This window comes from uncultured Stenotrophomonas sp., from assembly GCF_963519125.1.
GTDB lineage: Bacteria > Pseudomonadota > Gammaproteobacteria > Xanthomonadales > Xanthomonadaceae > Stenotrophomonas.
This window is the reverse complement of record NZ_CAUQLJ010000001.1, coordinates 225,245-249,358: the sequence shown is the minus strand read 5'-3', so window position 1 is coordinate 249,358 and position 24,114 is coordinate 225,245. Positions and strand designations below refer to the sequence as shown.

General features: G+C 66.2%; 23 protein-coding genes. 12 read left to right on the top strand and 11 right to left on the bottom strand.

Translation table 11 applies throughout. The features are described 5' to 3' along the window. Positions 1-2: 2 nt before the first annotated feature. Positions 3-2,414 carry a DUF3772 domain-containing protein gene (locus tag RYM47_RS01020; protein WP_315385596.1) on the bottom strand — a complete coding sequence of 804 codons (2,412 nt, stop codon included), beginning with the start codon at positions 2,412-2,414 and terminating at the stop codon, positions 3-5. Between the two features lie 205 nt (positions 2,415-2,619). Here RYM47_RS01020 and RYM47_RS01015 point away from each other — a divergent pair, with 205 nt between their 5' ends. From RYM47_RS01015 to RYM47_RS01005, 3 genes are all read left to right on the top strand, one after another. Further along, entirely contained in the window at positions 2,620-3,114 is a 495-nt protein-coding gene (locus RYM47_RS01015; RefSeq protein ID WP_315385461.1) for a lipocalin family protein, read from the top strand. Between the two features lie 6 nt (positions 3,115-3,120). Next, positions 3,121-4,335: an FAD-dependent oxidoreductase gene (locus tag RYM47_RS01010; protein WP_315385460.1), complete on the top strand. Its 1,215-nt coding sequence runs from the start codon at positions 3,121-3,123 to the stop codon at positions 4,333-4,335. A gap of 87 nt (positions 4,336-4,422) precedes the next feature. Next, positions 4,423-4,923 carry a hypothetical protein gene (locus RYM47_RS01005; RefSeq protein ID WP_315385459.1) on the top strand — a complete coding sequence of 167 codons (501 nt, stop codon included), beginning with the start codon at positions 4,423-4,425 and terminating at the stop codon, positions 4,921-4,923. 6 nt (positions 4,924-4,929) lie between these two features. Here RYM47_RS01005 and RYM47_RS01000 read toward each other — a convergent pair whose 3' ends face one another. Then, positions 4,930-5,364: a PepSY domain-containing protein gene (locus RYM47_RS01000; RefSeq protein WP_315385458.1), complete on the bottom strand. Its 435-nt coding sequence runs from the start codon at positions 5,362-5,364 to the stop codon at positions 4,930-4,932. 178 nt (positions 5,365-5,542) lie between these two features. Between RYM47_RS01000 and RYM47_RS00995 the strand changes: the two genes are divergently transcribed. The 3 genes from RYM47_RS00995 to RYM47_RS00985 are packed head-to-tail and all read left to right on the top strand — an operon-like array spanning position 5,543 to position 7,769. Next, a complete protein-coding gene (locus tag RYM47_RS00995) occupies positions 5,543-5,785 on the top strand; it encodes a PepSY domain-containing protein (RefSeq protein WP_070207103.1) in 243 nt (80 codons plus the stop codon). Then, positions 5,785-6,447, top strand: coding sequence for a response regulator transcription factor (locus RYM47_RS00990; RefSeq protein WP_315385457.1), 663 nt, complete (start codon positions 5,785-5,787; stop codon positions 6,445-6,447). Before RYM47_RS00995 ends, RYM47_RS00990 begins: the two co-directional genes overlap by 1 nt. After that, entirely contained in the window at positions 6,444-7,769 is a 1,326-nt protein-coding gene (locus RYM47_RS00985) for a sensor histidine kinase (protein WP_315385455.1), read from the top strand. Before RYM47_RS00990 ends, RYM47_RS00985 begins: the two co-directional genes overlap by 4 nt. Here the strand turns inward: RYM47_RS00985 and RYM47_RS00980 are convergent. Together RYM47_RS00980 and speA are read right to left on the bottom strand one after the other, a co-directional pair. Continuing rightward, on the bottom strand, positions 7,755-8,087 hold the full coding sequence (locus tag RYM47_RS00980) for a DUF6122 family protein (RefSeq protein ID WP_315385594.1): 333 nt from the start codon (positions 8,085-8,087) through the stop codon (positions 7,755-7,757). The two genes, RYM47_RS00985 and RYM47_RS00980, sit on opposite strands and share 15 nt — an antisense overlap. Beyond that, complete coding sequence (gene speA / locus RYM47_RS00975; protein ID WP_315385454.1) at positions 8,084-9,973, bottom strand: arginine decarboxylase; 1,890 nt, start codon at positions 9,971-9,973, stop codon at positions 8,084-8,086. Before speA ends, RYM47_RS00980 begins: the two co-directional genes overlap by 4 nt. A 191-nt stretch (positions 9,974-10,164) precedes the next feature. Between speA and speE the strand changes: the two genes are divergently transcribed. Next, a complete protein-coding gene (gene speE, locus RYM47_RS00970) occupies positions 10,165-11,019 on the top strand; it encodes a polyamine aminopropyltransferase (RefSeq protein ID WP_315385453.1) in 855 nt (284 codons plus the stop codon). Between the two features lie 172 nt (positions 11,020-11,191). Here speE and RYM47_RS00965 read toward each other — a convergent pair whose 3' ends face one another. Further along, positions 11,192-12,097, bottom strand: coding sequence for an aspartyl/asparaginyl beta-hydroxylase domain-containing protein (locus RYM47_RS00965; RefSeq protein WP_315385452.1), 906 nt, complete (start codon positions 12,095-12,097; stop codon positions 11,192-11,194). A 327-nt stretch (positions 12,098-12,424) separates the two neighbouring features. On the opposite strand from RYM47_RS00965, the gene RYM47_RS00960 reads away from it, so the two are divergent. Next, a complete protein-coding gene (locus RYM47_RS00960; RefSeq protein ID WP_315385451.1) occupies positions 12,425-13,072 on the top strand; it encodes an RIO1 family regulatory kinase/ATPase in 648 nt (215 codons plus the stop codon). Positions 13,073-13,076: 4 nt separating this feature from the next. On the opposite strand, the gene RYM47_RS00955 is transcribed toward RYM47_RS00960, so the two are convergent. Next, on the bottom strand, positions 13,077-13,415 hold the full coding sequence (locus RYM47_RS00955; RefSeq protein WP_070207081.1) for a P-II family nitrogen regulator: 339 nt from the start codon (positions 13,413-13,415) through the stop codon (positions 13,077-13,079). Between the two features lie 76 nt (positions 13,416-13,491). Here RYM47_RS00955 and RYM47_RS00950 point away from each other — a divergent pair, with 76 nt between their 5' ends. Together RYM47_RS00950 and RYM47_RS00945 are read left to right on the top strand one after the other, a co-directional pair. After that, complete coding sequence (locus tag RYM47_RS00950; protein ID WP_070207080.1) at positions 13,492-13,758, top strand: accessory factor UbiK family protein; 267 nt, start codon at positions 13,492-13,494, stop codon at positions 13,756-13,758. A 130-nt stretch (positions 13,759-13,888) separates the two neighbouring features. Beyond that, on the top strand, positions 13,889-15,391 hold the full coding sequence (locus tag RYM47_RS00945; RefSeq protein WP_315385450.1) for a YifB family Mg chelatase-like AAA ATPase: 1,503 nt from the start codon (positions 13,889-13,891) through the stop codon (positions 15,389-15,391). 39 nt (positions 15,392-15,430) lie between these two features. On the opposite strand, the gene RYM47_RS00940 is transcribed toward RYM47_RS00945, so the two are convergent. After that, positions 15,431-18,178, bottom strand: coding sequence for a TonB-dependent receptor (locus tag RYM47_RS00940; protein ID WP_315385448.1), 2,748 nt, complete (start codon positions 18,176-18,178; stop codon positions 15,431-15,433). A 312-nt stretch (positions 18,179-18,490) separates the two neighbouring features. Here RYM47_RS00940 and RYM47_RS00935 point away from each other — a divergent pair, with 312 nt between their 5' ends. Then, entirely contained in the window at positions 18,491-19,198 is a 708-nt protein-coding gene (locus tag RYM47_RS00935; protein WP_315385447.1) for a basic secretory protein-like protein, read from the top strand. Positions 19,199-19,275: 77 nt separating this feature from the next. On the opposite strand, the gene yidA is transcribed toward RYM47_RS00935, so the two are convergent. The 4 genes from yidA to RYM47_RS00915 form a co-directional block, all read right to left on the bottom strand. After that, positions 19,276-20,109: a sugar-phosphatase gene (yidA, locus tag RYM47_RS00930; RefSeq protein ID WP_315385446.1), complete on the bottom strand. Its 834-nt coding sequence runs from the start codon at positions 20,107-20,109 to the stop codon at positions 19,276-19,278. Between the two features lie 147 nt (positions 20,110-20,256). After that, positions 20,257-21,969, bottom strand: a complete 1,713-nt coding sequence (locus RYM47_RS00925; RefSeq protein WP_315385445.1) for a peptidoglycan-binding protein — start codon at positions 21,967-21,969, stop codon at positions 20,257-20,259. 59 nt (positions 21,970-22,028) lie between these two features. Then, a complete protein-coding gene (locus RYM47_RS00920; RefSeq protein WP_315385444.1) occupies positions 22,029-22,583 on the bottom strand; it encodes a hypothetical protein in 555 nt (184 codons plus the stop codon). A gap of 51 nt (positions 22,584-22,634) precedes the next feature. Beyond that, complete coding sequence (locus RYM47_RS00915; protein WP_315385443.1) at positions 22,635-23,147, bottom strand: hypothetical protein; 513 nt, start codon at positions 23,145-23,147, stop codon at positions 22,635-22,637. Positions 23,148-23,402: 255 nt separating this feature from the next. Here RYM47_RS00915 and RYM47_RS00910 point away from each other — a divergent pair, with 255 nt between their 5' ends. Next, positions 23,403-24,080, top strand: a complete 678-nt coding sequence (locus RYM47_RS00910; RefSeq protein ID WP_315385442.1) for a VOC family protein — start codon at positions 23,403-23,405, stop codon at positions 24,078-24,080. Positions 24,081-24,114 lie beyond the last annotated feature (34 nt).

Genomic DNA, 24,114 nt, shown 5'->3' with positions numbered 1-24,114 from the left:
GCTCAGGGCGTGTCCGGCGGCAGCGACGGATCGCGCACCAGATGGATGTCGGTCGGTGCCGACAACGCGATCCCGGCCGCCGCGAACTTCTGCAGCATGGTGAAGTACAGGTCGCTGCGCACCCCATACACCGCACGCGGGCCGGAGGTGTAGGCGAAGCTGTTGATCGCCACCTGGCCGTTGGCGATCGAATCGATGAACACCGACGGCGCCGGGTCGGCCAGCACGCCCACATGGTCGGTATACGCATCGAGCAGGATCTGTCGCACCAGCGCCACATCGGTACTGAGCGGCACGGTGAACTGGATCTGGATCCGGCCCTGCGCATTGCCCATGGTCATGTTGCGCACGGTCTTGGTGATGAGCTCGGAGTTCGGCACGATCAGAGTGGACTTGTCGCCAACCTGGATTTCGGTCGAGCGCACATTGATGCGCTTGATGTCGCCCTCCTGGTCGCCCAGCTTGACCCAGTCACCGATCTTCACCGGCCGCTCGGCCAGCAGGATCAGGCCCGACACGAAGTTCTGGGTGATCGCCTGCAGGCCGAAACCAATACCCACCGAAAGCGCGCTGACCACCAGCGCCAGCCGTTCGAAGCCGATCCCCAGCGCGGTCAGCGCCCACAGCACCGCCGCGATGATGCCCAGGTAGCGGGTGACGGTGCTGATCGAATTGCGCGCACCGGCGTCGAGTTCGGTCTTGGGCAGATACGTGTCGCTCAGCCAGCGCTGGAATGCCTGCATCACCCCCCACACCAGCAGGAAGGCGAGCACCGCATAGAGGATGTTGCTGGGCTTGACGGTGATGTTGTCGCCGAGGCTGATTCCCTTGGACAACGTATCCAGGCCACCGTACAAAGCACTCACATTGCCGAACGGCGCAGTCAGCGCGATCACTGCCAGCAGGATCACACCGATACGCAGCGCCGCCGACAGCAGTACGCCGGCCTGCACGATGCGCGATTCGCTCAACCCGGTGGTCAGCAGCACGGTGCGGCCGACGCTGCTGGTCGGACACAACAGCCAGGTAGCGAGGTCGTCGGCAAACTTCATCAGCAGCGAGGCGGCCATCAGCACCACCGCACCCCAGATCAGCTGCTGGCCCACGAACAGCGCCAGGTTGAGATAGCCCAGCAGGGTGGCGATCACCGCCGCCGCCACCACCACGTGCCCGGCCAGCCTCGCCACCACGATCCAGCCACTGCGGCGCGGCGGACCCTTGGGCTTGGGCTTGGCCTTGGCGTCGGCCTGCGCCTGCGCTTCCAGCTTGGCTTCGGCCTCATCGGTCTGGCGGCGATGCAGGCGCGCCAGCGACACCAGAATGGCGATGATCAGCGCCATGTAGGTAATCGCGATCAGGCCATCCACCGCCACCGTGGTGATGGTGCTGGTGCGTGCAGCGCGATTCAGTGCCACCAGCACGATGCTGATCCAGGTCAGTCCTGCTGCGCCCCACGCGTACTTGCGCAGGCGCCAGGCGGCGGCGTCATCCAGGTTGAGCAGGCGCCACGACGGGCGCTTGGGAACCAGCAGCGAAGCGCTCAACGCGGTGATGAAAGCCGCGATGAAGGTGGCCACCTGCAGCATCAGGGCCACGTTCTGCAGCCGCGGGGGAATCGCGCCTATCGCATCCAGCGACCCCACCAGCACCACGCCGGCCAGGCCGGGCAGCATCGTGCCCACCGCCAGCAGCCACACCGCCAGCCCGGAGCGACGCAGGCGTCCGTCCGGGGCGCGCTCGGACGCCGCGTAGCGGCGGCCCGCCGCGCGCAGCCACAGCCGCAGCGGGAAGAACATCAGCAGTGCGAGCACCAGGCCGGTCAGCGGTGCGGTCCATCCATGCTGGGCAATCGCCTTGCGCGCAGTGCTTTCGCCCTGCCGGTACAACGCGCCCAGGCGCTGCATGTCGGCCGGCACGTCCTTGGCAAACTGCCTCCACAGCGTCGGCGACAGCGGCGAATTCACCTTGCGGGCGAGCTCTTCGCTGAACTGGGTGACGCGCATCTTCTCGATGTCCGCCCCCAGCTGCTTGGCGTCCACTGCGAGCAGCTTGGCGCGGGCGATCGCCGATGCGATGTCGGCACGCTGCTGGTTCAGCCCTTTGCGCTGCTGCGCCAACTCCCGCGCCTCCACGGTGCCTTCAGGCACGGTGCCGAGCTGGGTCAAGCGGTTGTCGAGCTGGTCCAGTTCCGGTTGCAGTGCCCCCTGCGCGGCGTCGGCATCGCGCTGCACTTTCATGGCGCGGTCGAACAGCGAGCTCAGCGTCTCACGGGTTTCGGCGTCGGCCAGCGCGTCACGGATCGCGTCCAGTTCCTTGCCGGCCTGGGACAGCTGCGCCTTGGGCTGCGCGGTGGGATCGTCGGTGGCCTGCGCCCAGGCCCCGGGGGCCATGCACAGCCAGACACTCAGCAGCATCACGGCCAGCGGCCGCAGCAGGGAATTACGGGGACGGAAAGACAAACCTGCACCTGGAGTTCACGCGGACCACCGCGCCTGTCGAGACTATAAACCGAGCCCTGTTCACGCCGGGTATGCGTGGCTAAATCGCATCGTTCAGGCTTCACCCGGCCATGGCGGAAGCCCCGGCATCGTGGCGTCCACGTCCATTGCGGAGCCTGTGATGACTACCCACCCCGAACTGAAAACCGTTGCCAACCTGCAGCTGCCGCGCTACGTCGGCACCTGGTACGAGCTCGCCCGGCTGCCGATGTCGCATGAGCCGGAAGACTGCACCGATGTCACCGCCCACTACGCACTGAAGGACAACGGCCATGTGGCCGTGCGCAATCGCTGCCGTATCGGCGACAAGGTCGAAGAAGCCGAGGGCGAAGCCACCCCTGTGGGCGACGACCCGGCGCGCCTGGAGGTGAGCTTCCTGCCCGCCGGCCTGCGCTGGATTCCCTTCACCAAGGGCGACTACTGGGTGATCCAGGTCGCCCCGGATTACAGCGTCGCCCTGGTCGGCAGCCCGGACCGGAAGTACCTGTGGTTGCTGGCACGCCAGCCCACGCTGGACACCACCACGGCCGAGCACTACCTGGAAGTGGCGCGCCTGCAGGGCTTCGACCTGACCCCACTCATCCGCACCCCGCATACCGGCCACCCCACTGCCTGATCGCACATGGACCTCAAAAGCGGCTATCCGTTCTGGGCGGTCAGCAACGGCCTGATGCATGCCTTCCCGCCGCTGCGCGACGACCGCAGCTGCGACGTGCTGGTGGTGGGCGGCGGCATCAGCGGCGCGCTGATCGCCAATGAGCTGTGTGCGCATGGCCATGACGTGGTGCTCGTCGAGCAGCGCGACATCGGCTGGGGCAGCACTGCCGCAAGTACCGCCTTGCTGCAGTATGAGATCGACACGCATCTGATCGACCTGGCCAAGCGGTTCGGTGAAGCGGATGCGGTAACGGCTTACCGCGCCTGCGCCGAGGCGATCCCTGCGCTGCGTGCGGTGGCGGCCGGCTTCCGCGGCGTGGATTGCCACCCCATGCAGAGCCTTTACTACGCCAGCAAGCGGCGGCACGGACCCGTCCTGCAGGACGAATACGCCCTGCGCCGGAAGCACGGCTTCGATGTGCACTGGCTGGACGCGGACGCGGTGCATGCCGGGTACGGCATACCCGCACCCGGCGCGATCCTCAGCGCACTGGCGGCGCGGGTCGACCCGTACCAGCTCACCTACCGCCTGCTTATGCGCCTGGCCAAGGCCGGCTGCGCAGTGCACGACCGCACCGTACTGCACGGCCTGGAGCCCACCGCGCGCGGCGTCACCGCCACCACGCCGGAGGGGGTACGCATCCGCAGCCGGCACGTGGTGCTGGCCACCGGGTATGCCGGGCAGCGCTGGCTGAAGCAGAAGGTGGCGCGCAACCGCAGCAGTTACGCCTTCATCACCGACCCGATCGATCCGGGCCTGCTCGGCCCCCTGGCCGACACCATGGTGTGGGAGTCGGCGCGACCCTATCTGTACATGCGCAGCACCGGCGACCACCGGTTGCTGGTTGGCGGCGAAGACGACGCGGTGGACATCCCGGCCCGGCGCGATCGCCGCGTGGCCGGCAAGACCGGCACCCTGCTCAAGCAGGTCGGCAAGCTGTTCCCGCATCTGCCGCTGCAACCCGCGTTTTCCTGGGCCGGCACCTTCGCCGAGACCGAAGACGGGCTCCCGTTCTTCGGCCCGCACGCGCAGTGGGGACCACGGGTGCTGTTCGCCATGGCCTACGGCGGCAACGGCATCACCTATTCGATGATCGGTGCCGAGCTGCTGCGGGCGCGGATCGAGCGCCGGCGCCACCCGCTGGCCGCGCTGTTCGGGTTCGAGCGGCTGGAGCGCTGACCCAAACGGCGCAATGACAGGCATCATTCAAGCAACGGCTGCTAGCGTCAGCGCTGTCGGCCGCCTTGCCTTGCCCCGGAGCCCACCATGATCCGCCCGCTTTCCCTGCTGCTGTTGCTGCTGGCCCCCGGCGTCGTGCTGGCGCAGTCCGCTGCCGGTGCCACCGGCCCGCAGTCGGCCACCGACCTCGACCTGTCGCTGCCGCAGCAGCCGCTGCAGTACCTGAACGACCCCAGCCTGCGGGGCGACCCGCCGGGCACCTTCTATGGCGACAAGAGCGGCCGCCGTGCGGTCCAGCGCGATGCCGCCGGCAACCGCATCGCCGACGTGGTCGACGACAAGCTGCGGGTCAACGGCAGCATCACCACGGGCATCGGCTATGCCAAGAACTTCGGCAACACGCACTACAACGCCGCCGAGTTGAACCTCAACAAGAATTACACCAACGACGAAGGCAAGACCCGCAACATGAACCTCAACATCCAGATCAGCGAGGGCAAGGGCCCTGGCTTCTATGGACCGTATGGGGCGGGTTACGGCGGCTACGGCCCCGGCTTCTGGGGCGGCCCGCCGCCGGTCGGCTGGTAAGCCAGCTCAGTCCCACCAGTTGTCGCGCTCGGTGGAAATGATCCGCCCGTCGTGGCCGCTCATGCGCACGTCCACGCGCTGGTTGCGGGCATTGCGCGCTTCCAGGGTCCAGGTGGCGCCGTCGCGTTCCAGCGATTCGATCTTCGTCAGTCCGGCCTTGCCGGCCAGGGACAGGATCTGCCCCGCCTCCAGCATCGGGCGGCCGCTGAGCGGATCGAAGATCTCGCCGGTGGCCGGGTCGACGATCACCTCGGCCAGGCGGCCGTCAGCGCGGATGACATCGGCCTCCCATACGCCGTCGTCGCGCTCGAGCTCCATGACCTGGGTGTAGCCGGCGGCGCTCAGCTTGGCCTGCACCTCGGCAGCGTTCAGGGAAGCGGCAAGGGCTGGGGCGGTGGTGAAGGTGGCCGCCAGCGCCGCGGCAAGGATCAGCTTGTTCATGGGGGTGTTCCTGGAAAGTGACCGGATCATCCCGGCGCCGCCAGTCTGGCAAGCGCCCTTAAGCGCAGCATGAGGCCCACTGTTAGGCCCCGTTTAAAGGCCCCGCGTATACCGTATGGCCATGAATACCCTGTCGCTGCTGCTGCCCCTGCTGTTGACCGCCTCGACCCAGGACCCGATGCGGGTGCTGGATGGCGGCGCACGCCAGCAGGACGCGGTGCGCCAGGCGGTCAAACAGGGCCGTTACGTCCCGCTGGAAACCGTGGTGCGCGACGCCCTGCGCCGCTATCCGGGGCAACTGCTGGAAGTGGAGCTTGACGACGGCGAGTATGAGATCGAGATCCTCGGTCCCAATGGCGTGGTGATGGAGCTGGACTATGATGCGACCAGCGGCCGCCTGCTCAAGATGGAAGAGGACTGATGCGACTCCTGCTTGCCGAGGACGATGCCCTGCTCGCCAGCCAGCTGCAGCTTCTGCTGGAGGACGCCGGGTACGTGGTGGTGCACAGCAGCGAGGGCGTGGACGCCGAGTACCAGGGCCAGGTGGAGGACATCGCCGCCGCAGTGGTGGACCTCGGTCTGCCGGGGCTGGATGGCCTGAGCGTGATCGAGCGCTGGCGCCAGGCCGGGCGCGATTTTCCGGTGCTGGTGCTGACCGCGCGCACGCGCTGGCACGACAAGCTGGCCGGTTTCGACGCCGGTGCCGATGATTTCCTGACCAAACCGTTCCAGCCCGAGGAGCTGCTGCTGCGGCTGCGCGCATTGATCCGGCGCAGCGCCGGCCATGCCAGCCCGCGCCTGCAGTGCGGCCCGCTGCGGCTTGACGTCAACGCCGGCCGCTTCGAGCTGGACGGCGTGCTGCTGCCCTTGAGCCCGCAGGAACACCGGATCCTGAGTTACTTCATGCACCACCCGGACGTGGTGATCAGCCGTTCGCGGCTGGGCGAGCATGTCTACGAATCCGGCTTCGATCCCGACTCCAACACCCTGGACGTGCTGATCGGCCGCATCCGCCGCAAACTCGGCAGCACCCTCATCCATACCCATCGCGGCCAGGGTTTCCGCCTGTCGGCGCAACCATGAACACCCGTTCGCTGCGCAGCCGCCTGCTGCTGGCCGGTGGACTGGGCATGGTGCTGGTTTCGGCGCTGGCCACCTGGTGGCTGGGCGCGATGTACGAGCGCTCCGCGCAGGCCACCCTGGACCAGCAGCTCAACAATGACCTGATCGCGGTACTGGCCCTGCTGGAGGTGGATGCGCAGGGTGCCGTGCAGGTGCGCGACGAGCTGCGCGGCGAGCGCTACCAGCGTGTGTTCTCCGGTGCGTATTGGCAGCTGCTGGACGCGCAGGGCCAGCCGCTGGGCCAGTCGCGCTCACTGTGGGACGAAACGCTGCCTGCCCCGGCGACGCTGCGTACCGGCCCGGCCCACGCATTCGATACCAGCGGCCCGCTGCAGCAGCCGCTGCGGGCGTTGGCACAGCAGGTCACCCTGCCACGTGCGGCCATGCCGCTGCGGGTGATCGTGGCCACCGACCGCAGCCAGCTGGATGCCCAGGTCACCGTGTTCCGGCAACGTACCGCGCTGGCGCTGATGGTGCTGATCGCCCTGTGGTTTGCGGTCCTCGTTGCCCAGGTGCATTACGGGCTGCGGCCACTGAAGCAACTCGGGCGCATTGCCGAGCAGGTGCGCAACGGCGAAGACGTGCGCTTTCCGCAGCAGGGCCTGGTACGCGAAGCAGCTCCGTTGGCCGCCGAGCTCAACGCATTGCTCGACCACCACGGCCGCATGGTGCTGCGCGCGCGACGCAGTGCCGAAGACCTGGCACACGCGTTGAAGACGCCGTTGACCGTGCTCTCTACCGAAGCCGCAGGCGCCGGGACCGACTGGCGACAGACCCTGCGCAGCGAGACCGCACGCATGCAGGCCAGTATCGACCGCTACCTGGCGGTAGGCGTGGCCGCCGACCATCAGCAGCGCACGCCGGTGGCGCCGGTGGTCAGCGCGCTGTGCGGGCTGATGCAGCGGGTGCATGGCCAGCGCGACGTCGCATTCGTCTGCGCCACCGACGCACCCGGCGTATTCGCAGGCGCGCGCGAGGACCTGGAAGAGATGCTGGGCAACCTGCTGGACAACGCAGGCAAATGGGCGGCGCAGCGGGTGGAGGTGGGCGTGGTATTGGCCGACAAGCGGCTGCAGATCACCGTCAGCGATGACGGCGGCGGCTTGCCCGAAGACGACCTGGAGCGGGTGCTCGGCCGCGGCGTGCGACTGGACCAGCGCGCGCCGGGCAGCGGCCTGGGGTTGGCGATCGTGGCGGATATCGCCGAGAGTTACGGCGGCGGATTGGTGTTGCGGAATGGCACGCCGGGGCTGCGCGCGGAGCTGGTGTTACCCGCGGGCTGATCCCGCGTGCATGAGCCAGCAATCAATCGCATCCAGCACGATGTGGATCATCAGCCCGATCCCGAACAACCGCGTCTTCTTCGGAATGCATAGCCCCGCATACACCGCGATCGCCGGCGCGGTGTGCAACGGATGGAAGCCGATGCTGCACCGGTTCGGCGCATAGATCGGATCGGCCAGGAGGTGGTCCAGGTCGATGATCCAGCCCAGCAGCATCAGCACCCATGCCGACAGGAAGCGCTTGCGCCAGAACATCCACGCCAGCAACGCCGGTATGGCGGCGTGCAGGAACAGATGGAAGATGGCGCGACTGCTCAGACCAGCGGCTCGTCAGACAGGTAGGTGTAACCGGTCAGCCCCGCCTCAAGCGCATCGGACAGCTCCTGCGCGCGCTCCGGCGACAGCTTCGCTGCGGCCACGCGTTCGGCGTAGCTGGCACGCAGATCGGCCAGGCTGTAGCCCACGTAGTCCAGCATCACGTCGGTGGTGTCGCCCCGACGCTGCTGGGTGATGGCATAGCCATCGGCCTCGGCCCGCACTTCCACCGCGTCGGTGTCGCCGAACAGGTTGTGGATGTCGCCCAGGATCTCCTGGTACGCACCGACCATGAAGAACGCGATGCGATAGCTTTCGCCCGGGCGCACCGCGTGCAGCGGCAGTGAGGTGTCCAGGCTCTCGTTCTCGACATAGGTCTTCACCATGCCGTCCGAATCGCAGGTCATGTCGGCGATGATGCCGCGACGCTCCGGCACTTCGTTCAAGCGTTCGATCGGCACGATCGGGAACACCTGGTCGATCGCCCACGCATCCGGGATCGACTCGAACACACTGAAGTTGACGAAGTACTTGTCCACCAGGCGCTCGTTCAACTCGTCCAGTGCCGGCCGATGGCTCTTTTCGTCGTAGCTCAGGCGCGCCCGCACCGCATGGGCGATGGCGTAGAACAGGTCGTCGATGCGCGCACGCTGCGGCAGGTCGATCTGGCCCAGCGCATAGCTGGCCAGGCCTTCGGCATGGAAATGCTGCGCTTCCTGGAACAGCTCCACCGCCGGGCGCACGTCCAGTTCGTCGTGGATCTCGCGCAGGTGGCGGATCGCCGCCGGCTCGTCGTCGTGCTGGTCCGGCACGCGGCCTTCCTGCGCCTCTTCCACTTCCGACACGTTGGCGATCAGCACCGCGTGGTGCGCGGTCATCGCGCGGCCGCACTCGGTCACGATGCGCGGCGGGGTCAGGCCGAACTCTTCGCAGGCATTGGCCAGCGGCTGCACGATGTTGCTGGCGTAGGAATGCAGGCCGTAGTTGATCGAGCAGAAGCTGCGCGAACGGGTGCCTTCATAGTCCACACCCAGGCCACCGCCCACGTCGACGTGGGTGATCTTCGCGCCCAGGCGCGACAGCTCCACGAAGTAGCGGGTGGCTTCGCGCATGCCGTTGGCGATGTCGCGCACGTTGGAGATCTGCGAGCCCATATGGAAGTGCAGCAGGTTCAGGCAGTCGGCGTACTCGGTGTCACGCAGCGACTTCCACAGGTCCAGCAGCTGGCGCGGCGACAGGCCGAACTTGGCCTTGTCGCCACCGCTGTTCTGCCACTTGCCGGCGCCCAGCGAGGCCAGGCGCATGCGCACGCCCAGGCCCGGCTTCACGTCCAGCGCCTTGGACTCTTCCAGCACCAGCTTCAGCTCGGACGGCTTCTCGATGACGATGAAGGTCTGCAGGCCCAGCTTGCGGCCGATCAGGGCCAGGCGGATGTACTCGCGGTCCTTGTAACCGTTGCAGACGATCAGGCCCCCCGGGCGCGACAGCGCCAGCACGGCCATCAGCTCCGGCTTGCTGCCCGCTTCCAGGCCGAAGCCTTCGCCGTGGTGGCTGGCCAGGGTACCGGCCACGCCGCGGGTCTGGTTGACCTTGATCGGGTACACGGCGGTGTAGCCGCCGCTGTATTCCCAGTCCTGCTGGGCCTGGCCGAAGGCCGCCTGCAGCTTGCCCAGGCGCTGGCCGAGGATGTCCGGGAAGCGCACCAGCAGCGGCAGCTTGGCGCCCGCCGCACGCGCCGCATCGACCACCTTGGGCAGCGACACCACCGGGCCGTCCGCCCCGGTCGGTCTCACCACCATGTGCCCGGCCTGATCCACATCGAAGTAACCGTCCGCCCAATGCGGGATCGAGTAGGTCTTGCGGGCTTGGTCGAGGGACCAATCGGTCATTTCAGTCGGCCTTGTTGGCAATAAAAGGGGGGGCATGATAACGCCTATATGCCCACAGGTTCGTTATCATGCGCGCCCGCGCCCGTGACAGGTTTCAACCTGAACGGGCCGATCCGTCCGGATGTGGCATCTGTGCCACGCGGCCCCGCCCGCCAGCCCGGCTCCACCCCTCCGAACAGGACTGTTTTCCAATGACTGACAGCAACAACTGGTACATCGAACACTTCGAGCGCACCGGCTCGGCCATCGGCTACCGCATCACCGGCAAGCTGGACGAGGTGCAGTCGCCGTTCCAGAAGATCGAGATCTTCCAGACCACCGACTGGGGCAACCTGATGACCATCGACGGGGCCATCATGCTGACCAGCAAGGACAACTTCTTCTACCACGAGATGATCAGCCACCCGGTGCTGTTCACCCACGCCGCGCCCAAGCGCGTGGTGATCATCGGCGGCGGCGACTGCGGCACCCTGCGCGAAGTGCTCAAGCACACCGGCGTGGAGAGCGTGACCCAGTGCGATATCGACGAGCAGGTCACCGTGATGGCGCGCAAGCACTTCCCGGAACTGTGCGACTCCAACGATGACGCCCGCGCCGAGCTGCTGTTCGACGACGGCGTGGCCTACATGGCCAATTGCCCGGCCGGCAGCGTGGACGTGGTGATCGTCGACTCGACCGACCCGGTCGGCCCGGGTGAAGGCCTGTTCAACAAGGCCTTCTACGAGAGCTGCTTCAAGGCCCTGAAGGACGACGGCATCCTGGTGCAGCAGTCCGAGTCGCCCCTGATGCAGCTGGATCTGATCAACGAAATGCGCGCCGAGATGGGCAAGGCCGGCTTCGGTTCGTTCAAGACCCTGCCGTTCCCGCAGCCGTGCTACCCCACCGGCTGGTGGAGCGTGACCATGGCGCGCAAGGGCGACAGCAGCTTCGACTTCCGCCAGGCCGACTCGGCCGCCAAGACCTTCAACACCCTGTACTACACCGCCGCGCTGCACACCGGCGTGCTGGTGACCCCGCCGTTCGTGCAGGCGGCACTGAAGGGTTGATCCAAACAAAAACCCGCGCTGGCGACAGCGCGGGTTTTTGCTTTCTGTAGAGCCGAGCCATGCTCGGCTGCTCTTCGGACAGGTTGCGGTAGACCAAGCCGAGCATAGGCTCGGCTCTACAACATACCCCGCGGAATCCGGTAGCGCCGGGCCAAGTCCGGCCGCGGTTCGCTCAGAGCGCCCAGATACCGGCAATCACCGCCACCACCAGGCCCCACTTGATCAGCTGGTAGGCCACCACGCTGCGCTCGCGCAGTGCCTTGGCCTTCAGGCGCACCTTGTAGACACTGCCAAACGCCTTGTTGACGCCACCGGTCGGGTCACCCGGCAGGTTCGGCGATGCACCGCCGGCCAGCAGCGTGGCCGCCACCGCACGATTGAACAGGCCCGGCAGGCCGAAGCGCAGCGGGCGGGCGATGTCGCAGAACAGGATCACGCGGTCATCGGGCGTCTCGTTGTGCGCGTGGTGGATGTAGGTCTCGTCGAACATCATCCACTCGCCATCGCGCCAGCTCTTCTTGATGCCGTCCACTTCGATGTAGCAGCCGTCGTTGTTCGGCGTGGCCAGGCCCAGGTGCAGGCGCAACGAACCGGCGAACGGATCGCGGTGCGGACGCAGTTCGCTGCCCGACGGCAGCTGCGCGAACATCGCCGCGCGCACGTCCGGCAGCGACTCCAGCAACGCCGTGGTCTTCGGGCACATCGCCTTCGCCGACGGGTGCGACGGGCCGTACCACTTCAGGTAGAAGCGCTTCCAGCCACGGCGGAAGAACGAATTGAAGCCGGCGTCGTTGTACGAGCTGGAGGCGGCGATCTTCTCCGCATCGCGCAGCGCCAGCGCCTCATCGCGGATCATCTTCCAGTTCGCCCGCAGCGGTTCCAGCTGCGGGAACTCCTTGCCGGGATCCAGGAACGGCGTGGTCGGTACCTTGGAGAACAGGTACATGATCACGTTGATCGGCGCCATGAAGCTGGAATGGTCGAGCAACTGGCGCGACCAGCGTGCCCGGACCTTGCCGCGGTAGTGCACGTACAGCACGCAGGCCACGAACAGGGCCACCACAATAATCTTGATCATCAAGCATCCACCGGCCGCTGCCGGAACCCGAAGGTGTAAGGGGGGAGAGCCTGGCGCGACGGAGACGTGCCGTCAGGTGCGGGACTGCCGCGCGGGCGCTTTCAATCACGCTATGGTCCGGGCCAGCCCGCCCCGGGTCAAGCCAGTCCCGCCGTGACATTCAGACGCGCGACGCTCTGTTCCACCCCCGGTTATGACATTTTTCCGACAAACACTGGTTTCGTGTACTCCCGAGTACTAAAATTAACGAAACCTTCATCCCTCCCCCTTCAGTAGCACCGGTACGCCTGACGCTTTGCGCCGACCGCCGGGTCGCCTTGGAACGTCATGAATACCCCCGTTGCTGCGTGTGTCGACGACACCGCCCCCGCCGAGCTGCTCAAGCGCGGCGAACGCCTGCTGGAACCCGATGTCTACCGCACCTGCCTGAATGGGCAGCCGGCGGTGGTCAAGGACTACACCCGTTACCGCGGCACCCCGCTCTCACCGGTTGCCCGCCTGCTGGTCCGCCGCGAAGCCCGCATCCTGCAGCGGCTCAGCGGCTGGAAGCACGCCCCTGCACTCCTTGGCACCATTGGTGGCCTGGCCCTGGGCATGGAATTCATTCCTGGCCAGACCCTGAGCGCGGCCCAGTCGGTCGGTATCGAGGTGTTCGAGCAGCTGCAGTACGCGCTTACCCGCCTGCACGCGGCCGGCATCACCCACAACGACCTGCACGGCACCAATGTGATGGTGAGCGGCGGCGTCCCGGTGCTGGTGGACTTCACTTCGGCCTGGCGCAGCCCACGCTGGCTGCCAGTGCACCCGGTATCCCGTCAGCTGCGCCGTAGCGACATGAAGAACCTGCTGAAGATGCGCCAGCGCCTGACCGGCGCCCGCCCCAGCGCCGCCGAAGCGGCCCAGGTGGCCGACCCGCGCTGGGTATCCGGCGTGCGGGTGGCCTGGAAGCGGTTCTATCGGTGGTTCAAGGCGTAATCGCCTACAACGCGTCGGCGTCCAACTCACCGGTGCGGATGCGCACCACGCTGCCCAGGTCGTACACGAACACCTTGCCGTCGCCGATCTTGCCGGTGCCGGCCGCCTTGACGATGGCTTCCACCACCTCCTCGACCTGCTCGTCGGTTACCGCCACCTCGATCTTCACCTTCGGCAGGAAGTCGACCACGTACTCGGCGCCCCGGTACAGCTCGGTATGCCCTTTCTGCCGGCCGAAGCCCTTGACCTCGGTGACCGTGATCCCGGTGACACCGCGTTCGGCCAGCGCCTCGCGCACATCGTCGAGTTTGAACGGTTTGACCACCGCCATGACCATCTTCATCTATCGGCTCCTTTGATCTGCGGCGCAAGGATAACGCTATCCTAGTACCTGGCCAGCCCCACCCGCAGAGAACACCATGATTGACCTCAACCAGCTCGACGACCTTGCACGCCGCCTGAGCGACATGGTCCCGCCGGGCCTGCGTCAATCCCGCGAAGAGCTGCAGGCCACCTTCAAGAGCGCCCTGCAGGCTGGGCTGGGCAAGCTGGACCTGGTGACGCGCGAAGAGTTCGACGTCCAGCGCGCGGTGCTGCTGCGCACCCGCGAGAAGCTGGAAGCGCTGGAGAAGACCGTGGCGGCACTGGAGGCTGGCGCTGCCGCTCCGGAGCGTCCGGCGCCCTGATCCTCGGTTGAGGGTCGCCGCCGAGGTAGCGCTGCGGCTTCTCCTCATCTGCCCGCGCGGCTCCACCCGACAGCCTTCCGGAGCATCCCCGGGCAACCTTGCAGGTTGTTGAGCCAACACGGGAACCTGCATGAGCCTTGCACTGGTGCACAGCCGCGCGCGCGTGGGCATCGCTGCGCCGGCGGTACGCATAGAAGTGATGTTGAGCGGCGGTCTGCCGCATACCACCATGGTCGGCCTGCCCGAAGCCGCCGTGCGTGAATCGCGCGACCGGGTGCGCGCTGCGCTGCTGTGCGCGCGCTTCGATTACCCGCAGCAGCGCATCCTGATCAACCTGGCGCCGGCCGACCTGCCCAAGGAGGGTGGGCGTTTCGACCTGGCCATTGCGCTCGGCATCCTGGCGGCCAGCGACCAGATCGACCGGCACCTGCTGGACACCTACGAATTCCTTGGCGAGCTGGCCCTCACCGGCGAACTGCGCGGTGTGGACGGCGCCCTGCCCGCTGCCATTGCCGCCGCCCAGCAGGGTCGCACGCTGATTCTGGCAGCCGGCAATGGCGAGGAGGCAGCGCTGGCCCAGCACGCCGACGTGCGGGTGGCCCGAACCCTGCTGGAAGTGTGTGCCTCGCTGGCCAGCCGATCGTTGCCCCCTGCCGTGCCGGCGCCTGTCACGCCGTTGGCGGTCGCCGACCTGCGCGACGTACGCGGCCAGCTGCAGGCGCGTCGCGCCCTGGAAGTGGCAGCGGCCGGCGGCCACCACCTGCTGTTGCTGGGCACGCCGGGCTGCGGCAAGACCCTGCTGGCGTCGCGCCTGCCCGGCATCCTGCCCGATGCGACAGAAGCCGAGGCGCTGGAAACGGCCACCATCGCCTCCTGCAGCGGCGTCGGCATCGATGCAGCGCGCTGGCGGCACCGTCCTTATCGTGCTCCGCACCACACCGCCAGCGCGGTATCCCTGGTCGGTGGGGGCACGCACCCACGACCGGGTGAGATCTCGCTGGCCCACAACGGCGTGCTGTTCCTGGACGAACTGCCCGAGTGGAGTCGGCATAGCCTTGAAGTACTGCGCGAACCGCTGGAGTCCGGCACGGTGATGGTGGCGCGTGCGGCGCGCACCGACCAGTTCCCCTCCCGCTTCCAGCTGGTGGCCGCAATGAACCCCTGCCCGTGCGGCTGGGCAGGCGACCGCAGCGGTCGCTGCCGCTGCAGCGGTGAAGCCATCCAGCGGTATCGCGGTCGCGTGTCCGGCCCGCTGCTCGACCGTATCGACCTGCACGTGCAGGTGCCACGCCTGGAACCGAGGGAGCTGCGAAGCGGCGCGCCCTGTGGGGAAGACAGTGCCACCGTCCGCGCACGCGTTGTGGCCGCGCGCGCGATACAGCTGGAGCGCAGCGGCAAGCCAAATGCCCAGCTGCTACCCACGGAGCTGGACCTCCACTGCCGACTGGAGCCTGACGATCAGACCCTGCTGGAATCAGCGGTCGAGCAGCTGCAACTTTCTGCCCGCTCGATGCATCGCATTCTGCGTGTAGCTAGAACGTTGGCGGATCTGGCGCACAGCGAACGAGTTGCTACCGAGCACGTGGCTGAGGCGATTGGGTACAGGCAGGTGGATCGAGGCGGAACTGGATGAAGCCGGGATGGCCGCACAAGCGGCCATCCCGTCGATCCATTACTGGAAGTCCAGCGACAGCTCCACGAACATCGAGCGGCCAAATGCGTTGTACACGCCCTGGTCGTAGTACGGCCAGTTGCCGTTGGTGCGATCCACCGGCGGTCGTTCGTTGGTCAGGTTGTTGGCAGTCAACATTACGCTGGCCAGCTTGTTGATGCGGTAGTTGACCGTGGCATTCCAGGTCGTCCACGGACCAATGTTGCGCTCTTCGCCGATGGCGTTCCAGGTCGGTGCGTTGCGGATGCCATACACGTTGGTGCTGAACGCACCGATGTTCCAGTTTGCACCGAACGTCGCGCGGTAATGCAGCTCGTTGGAGTTCGCGCAGCACAGCATGTCGTAGACCGGGTCGCCTTCCTGCTGCTGCAGTTCGTGCTTCAGCGACCGGTAGTAGCCCGCGTTCACGCCGAAGTCGCCCGCACGCCCCGCGCTCCACTTGTAGTCGGCCGACGCCTGGATGCCGGTCTGGCGCTGCTTGGCCAGGTTGATCGGGTAGGAGAACACCTTGGACACGCCGTTCGGGTTGATCGGATCGGTGGCCGGCAGGCGTTGTACCTGGGCCAGGATCTGGCGGCAGGTCGGCGAGTTGATGTCGAAGTTGACGTCGCCGTTCTCCGATGTTCCCAGTCGGCAGTTGGCTTCGGAGGTGAGGATGCTGTCGGTACCGAGGATGGACACCTCGTTCTCGATCTTCACCGAGTTGTAGTCCACCGACAGGTTCAGTGCATTGTCCAATGCCGACCAGACGAAGCCGTAGGTGAACGTTTCCGCCGTGATGTCCTTCAGGTCACGGTTGCCGGTACTGGAGGACAGCACCGAGAGCGACGACTGCGGGCACTCGTCGAAGTTCTCGGAGGTATAGCCCGCCTGGCGGCACAGGAAGGTGTCCACGTTGGTGGTGTAGCCGCTGCTCTCGCGCGAGTACAGATAGAACATGTCCGGCGAACGGAACGCAGTTGCGTAGCTGCCACGCAGCAACAGCGAGTCGATGGGGCGGTACTCCAAGCCCAGCTTCCAGGTCGCCTTGCCGTTGCCGCCACCGCCCTGCAGCGAGTACTTGTCATATCGCCCGGACAGGTTGGCACTGAAGGTGTCGAAGATTGGCACCTGCAGTTCGGCGCCGATCGCGTACAGGTCGCGCTGACCCTCGGCCGAGGTGCCTGCGGTCTGGCCGCGGAACAGCGTGGCCGCATTGGGGTCGGCCGACTGGTTGAAGAACTTCTCGCGGGTGCCCTGCAGGATCATCGCAAAGCCGACGTCGCCGGCAGGCAGGTCGAACAGCGAGGTATTGGTCACCAGCGCGGTCACACCGGTACGCGAGGCGTTGGATTCGGCACGGTTGGTGCCACTGAACTGATCGTACTGGCCGCGGGTCAGCGGCTGGTACAGCACGCCGAGGTTCGGCGCGTAGGACTCGTAGCCGTTGACCATTCCCAGCTGCGGGCCAAGATAGTAGTCATCGATGCCGCCGCGTGCCAGGAAGTCGGTCGACTTGCGGGTCACGTCGGTGCTGGAGCGGTTCACGTACACGTCGTAGTCGAACCCGGTATCGCCGAGTCCGCCGCGCGCACCTGCGGTGATGTTCCACGAGCGGGTATAGACGCGCTGGTCCTTCGCGTCCATGCCCACTTCTTCCGGCGCATAGATGCGCTGCCACTGCTCGTAGTTGCCGCTGGTCTGGTTGTAGAAGGTCTTGTTCCAGAACGGGCTGCCGCCCGAGTAGGTGGGCCGGCCGTAGCTGAAGAGGATGTCCGAGTACAGCTCGGTGGTTTCGCTGAGGTGGTAGCGCAGGAAGGTGGTCGCGTTCACGTCCTCGCTCTTGTTGTAGAGCGTGGCCGTGCCGATGTTGTTCGGGCTGCCGCAGTAGTAGCCGGTACCGGCCGCGTTGCGGTGTGCGTAGCTGGTGCTGCCACCGAACAGATAGGTCAGCGGCTCGCACGTGGCCTGGCCCGGGTCGATGTAGCCGTTGGGCGACATCTGCATGCGCAGGAACGTACGCGACGGATCCTGTGGGCCGGTCGGGCTGTCATTGACGCTGTCGATGTAGCTGCGGTCGGACGCGAAGATCGGCTTCTGCTTCGTGTATTCGAGCCCGTAGCTGAGGTCCAGGTTGCCGAAGGTATGGCCGTTGCTGAAGATGAAACGCTGGCTGGAGCCGCCACCGTCGCTGTAGCCGCCCGCGCGGTAGCGGAAATGCGCGCCCTCCACCTTGTCCTTCAGCACGATGTTGATCACGCCCGCTACGGCTGACGAGCCGTAGACGGACGACTGCCCACCCGTGAGCACGTCGATGCGTTCGACCATGCCGAGCGGAATGTTGGCGATGTCCACGATGCTGGTATTGCCGTTGTAGGCCAGCGGATAGCTGTTGAGCGGGCGCCCGTTGAGCAGCGTGAGCGTGTAGCTCGGATCCAGGCCGAACAGGCTGACCGTTTTTGCGCCCGGCGTGTAGAAGCCGGTGCCCTGCGAGTCCTGCACCGAGCCATTGGCCACCGGCAGCGAGCGCAGCGCGTCGAACACAGTGGTGAAGCCTTGGGCCTCGATCTCTTCGGCAGTGATGGTGGTCACCGGCGACGGGCCTTCGATCTGTGCGCGGGGAATCAGCGAGCCGGTGACATTCACCGCATCGAGCTGGCGCGTGGCCGGCTCGGCGCCCTTTTCTTCGGGCGGGGCGGTCTGTGCCTGGGCGGCCAGGGGGGACATCAGTACGGACGACACCAGCAACGACAGCAACGTGCGCTTCATTCTGCAGCTCTCCAGTACAAGGTCTCCCGGCGCCGGACCGGCGCAGGAGGGTTGGGTATGAGGGGATTCCGTGAAGCGTGGGGAGCGACTTTTCTAGATCGATCCAAATGGATTGTCAATAATTTGCAATGAAACTATTTTTGCCGGATTAGATCGAACGAAATGGCACTTGCGGGCACTGCGTTGGGTGATGCAGGATCAGCGCGCTTGTCGGCCTCGGAAGCCGCCGACAACCCGTTCCTCGCGCCGCACTGCAGCATTGTTTCGCTGTGGTCGCCAGGCGTTTCCCCGTCACGTCCCGGAGTGCCGTCCATGCGTTTGCGCCGTTGCCTGATCGTTCCTGCCGTTGCCGCCGTCCTCGCCTTCCCCGCAGCCCATGCTGCGGACATCACGCAGACCCGCGACGGGGTCACGCTGACTTACCAGGACCCGAGCGGTTCAACGAAGGCGGATGTGCGCGACCGCATCATCGCCACCTTCTTCTCCGCCTACCCGCGCGAGCGCGCCGATTTCCACCCGGCCGCGCCTTCCAGCGTGCGCATCGTCATGGACCCGTCCTACGACGGTGTTGCCTATGTCGGCGAGAAGGAGAAGGCCGCCACCATCACCATCAACCCGCGCTGGTTGGAGAAGCATCCCAACGACACCGACCTGGTCACCCATGAAGCGATGCATATCGTGCAGGGCTACCCGGGCTACGCCAGCGAGCAGGCGCCTTCATGGCTGGTGGAGGGCATTGCCGATTACGCCCGCGATGTCTACGGCGTGGACAACGCTGCCGGCGGGTGGGCGCTGCCGGCGCAGGTCAAGGCCGAGCACAAGGTGGATACGGGTTACCGGGTCACCGGCGCGTTCCTGAAGTGGAGCGAGGCCGAGCATCCGGGATTGGTCGAAGCGCTGGATGGGGCGCTGCGCAAGGGCATTTACACACCGGCGTTGTGGAAGCAGCGCACCGGGAATGACCTGGCCGCGCTGTGGGAGGCATATGTTGCGCAGCGGAATGGTGGCAGGCAGGCGTAATGCGGAGGCGTCGCTCCGTTTTGGGTCAATGCGTTAAGCATTGATCATCGTTACGTGCGGCCGTTTGGGAATCGACCCTACCGGAGAACGAATCGCTCAAGTGCCATGGCGACGCCGTCGTCTGCGTTGGTTGATGTCTGGTGCAGCGCTGTCGCCTTGACGATGTCGACGGCATTGCCCATGGCCACGCTGGTGCCTGCGTACTGCAGCATGGTCAGGTCGTTTTCCTGGTCGCCGATGGCCATCACCTGGCTGCGGTCGATACCCAGGTGTTCGGCCAGCTTCTGCAGGCTGGGGCCCTTGCCCGCGCGGTGATCGAAGACCTCCAGGAAGAACGCGGCGCTCTTGAGCACCGCGAAGCGTTCGGTCAATGCGGCAGGCAGGCGCGGAATGACCGCGTCCAACACCTGCGGCTCGTCCACCATCATCAGTTTGATGAAGGACATCTCCGGGTCCATCTCAGCCACGCTCCGGTACGAGAGCGGCACGCGGGAAAGATGGGAGTCGGCCACGGTGTAGATGCTGATGTCGCGGTTGGGCGTGTACAGGCGCTCGCCGTCCAGTGCCTGGAAGTGCACGCCCATCTCGCGCGCAACCTGCTCGCAGAACAGGAAATCATCAAAGCTCAGCGGGTACTCCACCACCACTTCGCCGGTGGCAACGCGCGTGACCAGGCCACCGTTGCAGGCGATGCAGTAGTCATCGGAACCATCGATACTCAGCTCGTCCAGGAACGGCGCCAGCCCGGAAACGGGTCTGCCGCTGGTCAGCACGATCCGGACGCCCTGCTCCCGGGCGCGTGCGATGGCCTGCTTCACCCGTGGGGTAAGGCGATGTGCGGGATCCAGCAGGGTGCCATCCATGTCGATGGCCACCAGTTCAATCGCCGCCGGGCGCTGCCCACTATCCAATTCGTTCGACCTTGTTCACTACCGATACCCGGGCACCGCCCAGCGCCGTAGTTTAAGGCAGCCGACCACGGGAACAAAAAGGAGCCAGCCGGGTTGCCCCGGCTGGCTCCATCACTACACACGCCTCAAGCGTAGGGTGATGCTGGCTTAGCGCCCCATCGCCACCTTCTGCTGCTCTTCCTGCACCTGGCGCTGCTGCGTCTCGCTGTTGCCCAGCAGCTGCGCGTTGGTCTGCTCCAGCGGAGGCGCCTGGCTCAGGTCCACCGCCGCGCGGTAGCCCGGCGTGGTTCCCATCACGAAGGCCTTGCCGTCCTGCACGCTCACACTCTGCAGCTTCTCTGCCGAGTCGATGCCGGCCTGCTTGGCCTGCAGGGTCACGTTGGCGGCCGCTTCGTTGGAGATCGCTGCCGGCAACTGGCTGCGGATGGCAGTGTGCAGCGCCGTGTCCGGGTGCGCCTTGTCGCCGAGCTGCGGGCCGGTGGAACTGCGGGTCTCCGCTGCCTGGACCTGGGTGGCGGCCAGCTTGGCGGACGTCTCGCGGCCGACTACGCCGTCGTCCTTCAGGCCCTGCTGCTTCTGGAAGGCCAGCACTGCTTCGCGGGTGTTGTCGCCGAACTTGCCGTCTTCGGCAAGGCGGTTGCCGTTGGCATCACGCACGCCCTGGCGGTTCAGCGCCTGCTGCAGCTCGGTCACCTCGTCGCTGCGGTCGCCCTTGCGCAGGGTGCCGGCCGGGGCATGGTCGTGGTCGTGCTTGCCCGCTTCCTGCTGCACGCCCTTGTTCCAGTAGCTTTCCGGGTTGATCAGCTTTCCGGAGGCGTCCTTCATCTGGTAGTGCACGTGCTGGGCGTACTGGTTCGCGCCCTGCGGGCCACGGCCGCCCATGGTGCCGATCGGATCGCCCGGCTCCACGTGCTGGCCCACCTTCACCTGGGTGCTCTGCATGTGCAGGATCTGGTGCGAGATGCCGTCCGCGTCCTGGATCATCACGGTGCCGTACCTTCCACCTACCGACGTCACGGTGCCGGCAATCGGTGCGTGGATGGTCGGGTGCTGCAGGTTGCGGCCGGTCTGGCCGCCCACGTAGTTGAAATCGCTGCCACCGTGCGCCTTCTCGCCGCGGTGCTCACCGAAGTGGCCCGTGATGTGCGGCTTCACCCCGTTCTGCGGCGGCAGCATCACCTGCATGGTGTGTTCGTAGGAGCGCGTTTGGCTGGTAGCGCCAACCGCTGCAACGGCCGCTGCGGCGGCAACCGGTGCTTCCTGTTGCTGCTGCGTCGGAGCCTGGTCCTGGGTCTGGCCCAGCCGCTGGTTTACGAACTGCTCGTACTCATCCAGGTGCGGCGCCACCTTGCGCTGCGACAGGCCGAGGCCGCCGTAGTCCCTGGTCGGGCCGTCGTGGTGGTACTTGTAGATGTAGTCTTCGCCCTGGCCGCGGTCACGCGCCAGGTTGCGGTTGTCGACGAAGTGCGCCACCAGTGCGTCGGACTGCGCGTCCACGTCGAAACGGTTGGCGTTGTTCAGGCCGTAGTGCTTGCCGGTGCGGTCGATGAACTGGCCCAGGCCCGAGGCCGAGGTGGTGCCAGCGGCGGCGTCCGGATTGAAGCCGGATTCCACGCGGGCAATGGCCAGCACGTACGCGGTTTCACGCGGGGTGAGGCCGGCCTCGCGAGAGGACTCGATCAGCGAGTCGATGACGCGCGACTGCACTTCCGGCGATGCGTCGCCCCAGCGGCGCGACTGGCCATGCAGGGGGCGGCTTTCGTCGATCGGCTCGCGGTAGTGGCTCCACGGCTCGATCTGGCTGCTGCGGTACGCCGCGCCTGGCGGCTGGACCATGTTGGTGTAGATGTCGTTTGGCATCTCTGTGCTATCCATTCTGTGAGAAAGGGGCTTTCCTTAAAGGGTGTTGCTCCAGTGTTTCAGTCTTCGATGTCGTCCACCTCCGGGTGTTTGATGCCGAGCTTGGCGATCAGCTGCGAGTACTCATCGTTGTTGGGCGACTGCGACTCGCCTTCGCCGCGCACTGGCGGGTTGCTGTGGGTCAACTGCTTGCCGTTGGCGTCGTACAGGTAGAACCATTCGCAGAACGCACAGCCGTACGGTAGTTCGCCGTACTGCACCACGAAATACGAAGTGCCCTGCTGGTCTTCAACGCAGGCCAGGCCAACGGCGGTGTAACCCCTCATTTCCGCCGGAGCGTCGATGGTGCGGCGCTGGCCGTCCTTTTCGATCTCCAGGCGGGTCTGGGTGGCTTGCCCGTCCTGGGCCGGCAACGCGGTCAGGTGCAACCGTGCACCTGGGCATTCCTTGTGCATGCCTTTTTCTTCCTGCTGGGTGGGTAAAGGGGTGGCTGCAACTGCGGCCTTGGGCGCGGCAGCCGTTTCCGGCGCAGCGGTGGAAACCGCCTGACCGGAAGGCGCGCTGCACGCGGCCAGCAACAGGGCGAGCGCCGGAACGAAACGCAGGTTCGACATCACAGGCTCCGTTGTGGGAAACGACCGCGCGTGCTCGCGCGGTCAAACAACTCAGATCGACTCGTCGGTCATGCGCACCAACTGCCAGCACGGTCGCTGGGCGAAGTAGTACGACTGCTGGTTGCTGGTGTCAGGGGTGCGGATCAGCACTTTCATGGTGCCGTCGTCCTGTTTTGTCACCTGCATTTCGCGACCCATGTCCTTCAAACCGGACGGGTTGGGCATGACCGGCCAGGCCACGTCGGCCAGCGGCACCTGCTCGCTGACCAGCTTCGGCTCGTCACCTTGGGTGTCGTACCGTTCGCTGACCAGCGGGTCGGCCACGGACTTTTCCTGCAGGGCGATCTCCCGACCGAACTGCGGCAGGAAGGCGTCGAAGTCTGCGTGGGCGCAGTTGGCGCTCGCGTCAGTACTGGCCGCTCCGGGTGCGGCAGGTTCGCTGGCTTCGGGGGCGACGGTGGACGCTGTGGTCGTCGGTGGGGCGGCGTTTGCAGGCGCAATGGGGGCGGCGTCAGGCTTGCACGCGGCCAGCAGGATGCTCAGCGAAACGGCGAGCAGGGTCATGGAACGATGATGGGACAACGGATCCTCCTGATTCGTGTCGTGGCGTACATCACATTACGCCGGGTCGCGTAGCATAGCGACGCGCCAATGCGTTGGCGTTCACATATCCGCTACATCGCAGGTCTGGCATGCCATGCGTGATGTAAGGCACATGATTTACGTGAACCTCATCACACTGTAATGCGTGTGCTTTTATTGTCTTCCCTGGCGATGTCAGCCCTTTGACACCCGCCGCTGTTTCTGGTGATTGGCACGATGCGCATCAACGTTCTCCAGCTCCCCGTCTCCGATGTTGCCGCAGTCGCCGCGTGGTTCGGCGAGGTCATGCAACTGCCTTTACGTGGCACTGCCGTGCAGATCGGCTGGACCGCGCTGCAGCTGCGGGACGCGGGCAATGACCCGGTGGGGGGTGTCCATCTTGCCTTCAACGTCCCGGCCGACCGCTTCGAGGCCGCCACCGCATGGCTGCTGGAACGCTCGCCGCTGCAGCGCAATGCCAAAGGGGAAGCCCACTTCACCTTCGGTGGGCGATGGGAGTCGGAGTCGATCTACTACGACGGCCCCGACGGGTTGATCCTGGAACTGATTGGACGGCGGCGGCTGCCTGCCTCCGGGCGAACTGGCGCGTTCCACGGCAGCGAGCTGACCTGCGTCAGCGAAGTGGGCCTGCCCACTGCCGATGTCGCCGCACTGACCGCCCGCGCCGGGACTGCATTCGGGCTGCAGCCGTTCAGCCCGCCAACCCCGCACTTTGCCGCACTGGGCGACGACGAAGGTCTGTTGATCGTCGTGGATGCCACGCGGCACTGGTTTCCGGAGCAGAAGGTGCTGCCCAATGCACGCGGGATCGTGGCGACGCTGGGCGATGTAGATACCGGCCAGCTGGCCGATGACATCGAAGGTTGGCAGATCACCGCGCCCGGACCCGCCTGAACACGTTGCCTGCCCGCATTCACCTGCGCAGCCA

Coding starts and splice junctions, on each gene's coding strand:
- RYM47_RS01020 (WP_315385596.1), bottom strand. CDS start 2,414: ATGCTGCTGAGTGTCTGGCTGTGCATGGCCCCCGGGGCCTGGGCGCAG.
- RYM47_RS01015 (WP_315385461.1), top strand. CDS start 2,620: ATGACTACCCACCCCGAACTGAAAACCGTTGCCAACCTGCAGCTGCCG.
- RYM47_RS01010 (WP_315385460.1), top strand. CDS start 3,121: ATGGACCTCAAAAGCGGCTATCCGTTCTGGGCGGTCAGCAACGGCCTG.
- RYM47_RS01005 (WP_315385459.1), top strand. CDS start 4,423: ATGATCCGCCCGCTTTCCCTGCTGCTGTTGCTGCTGGCCCCCGGCGTC.
- RYM47_RS01000 (WP_315385458.1), bottom strand. CDS start 5,364: ATGAACAAGCTGATCCTTGCCGCGGCGCTGGCGGCCACCTTCACCACC.
- RYM47_RS00995 (WP_070207103.1), top strand. CDS start 5,543: ATGCGGGTGCTGGATGGCGGCGCACGCCAGCAGGACGCGGTGCGCCAG.
- RYM47_RS00990 (WP_315385457.1), top strand. CDS start 5,785: ATGCGACTCCTGCTTGCCGAGGACGATGCCCTGCTCGCCAGCCAGCTG.
- RYM47_RS00985 (WP_315385455.1), top strand. CDS start 6,444: ATGAACACCCGTTCGCTGCGCAGCCGCCTGCTGCTGGCCGGTGGACTG.
- speA (WP_315385454.1), bottom strand. CDS start 9,973: ATGACCGATTGGTCCCTCGACCAAGCCCGCAAGACCTACTCGATCCCG.
- speE (WP_315385453.1), top strand. CDS start 10,165: ATGACTGACAGCAACAACTGGTACATCGAACACTTCGAGCGCACCGGC.
- RYM47_RS00965 (WP_315385452.1), bottom strand. CDS start 12,097: ATGATCAAGATTATTGTGGTGGCCCTGTTCGTGGCCTGCGTGCTGTAC.
- RYM47_RS00960 (WP_315385451.1), top strand. CDS start 12,425: ATGAATACCCCCGTTGCTGCGTGTGTCGACGACACCGCCCCCGCCGAG.
- RYM47_RS00955 (WP_070207081.1), bottom strand. CDS start 13,415: ATGAAGATGGTCATGGCGGTGGTCAAACCGTTCAAACTCGACGATGTG.
- RYM47_RS00950 (WP_070207080.1), top strand. CDS start 13,492: ATGATTGACCTCAACCAGCTCGACGACCTTGCACGCCGCCTGAGCGAC.
- RYM47_RS00945 (WP_315385450.1), top strand. CDS start 13,889: ATGAGCCTTGCACTGGTGCACAGCCGCGCGCGCGTGGGCATCGCTGCG.
- RYM47_RS00940 (WP_315385448.1), bottom strand. CDS start 18,178: ATGAAGCGCACGTTGCTGTCGTTGCTGGTGTCGTCCGTACTGATGTCC.
- RYM47_RS00935 (WP_315385447.1), top strand. CDS start 18,491: ATGCGTTTGCGCCGTTGCCTGATCGTTCCTGCCGTTGCCGCCGTCCTC.
- RYM47_RS00925 (WP_315385445.1), bottom strand. CDS start 21,969: ATGCCAAACGACATCTACACCAACATGGTCCAGCCGCCAGGCGCGGCG.
- RYM47_RS00920 (WP_315385444.1), bottom strand. CDS start 22,583: ATGTCGAACCTGCGTTTCGTTCCGGCGCTCGCCCTGTTGCTGGCCGCG.
- RYM47_RS00915 (WP_315385443.1), bottom strand. CDS start 23,147: ATGACCCTGCTCGCCGTTTCGCTGAGCATCCTGCTGGCCGCGTGCAAG.
- RYM47_RS00910 (WP_315385442.1), top strand. CDS start 23,403: ATGCGCATCAACGTTCTCCAGCTCCCCGTCTCCGATGTTGCCGCAGTC.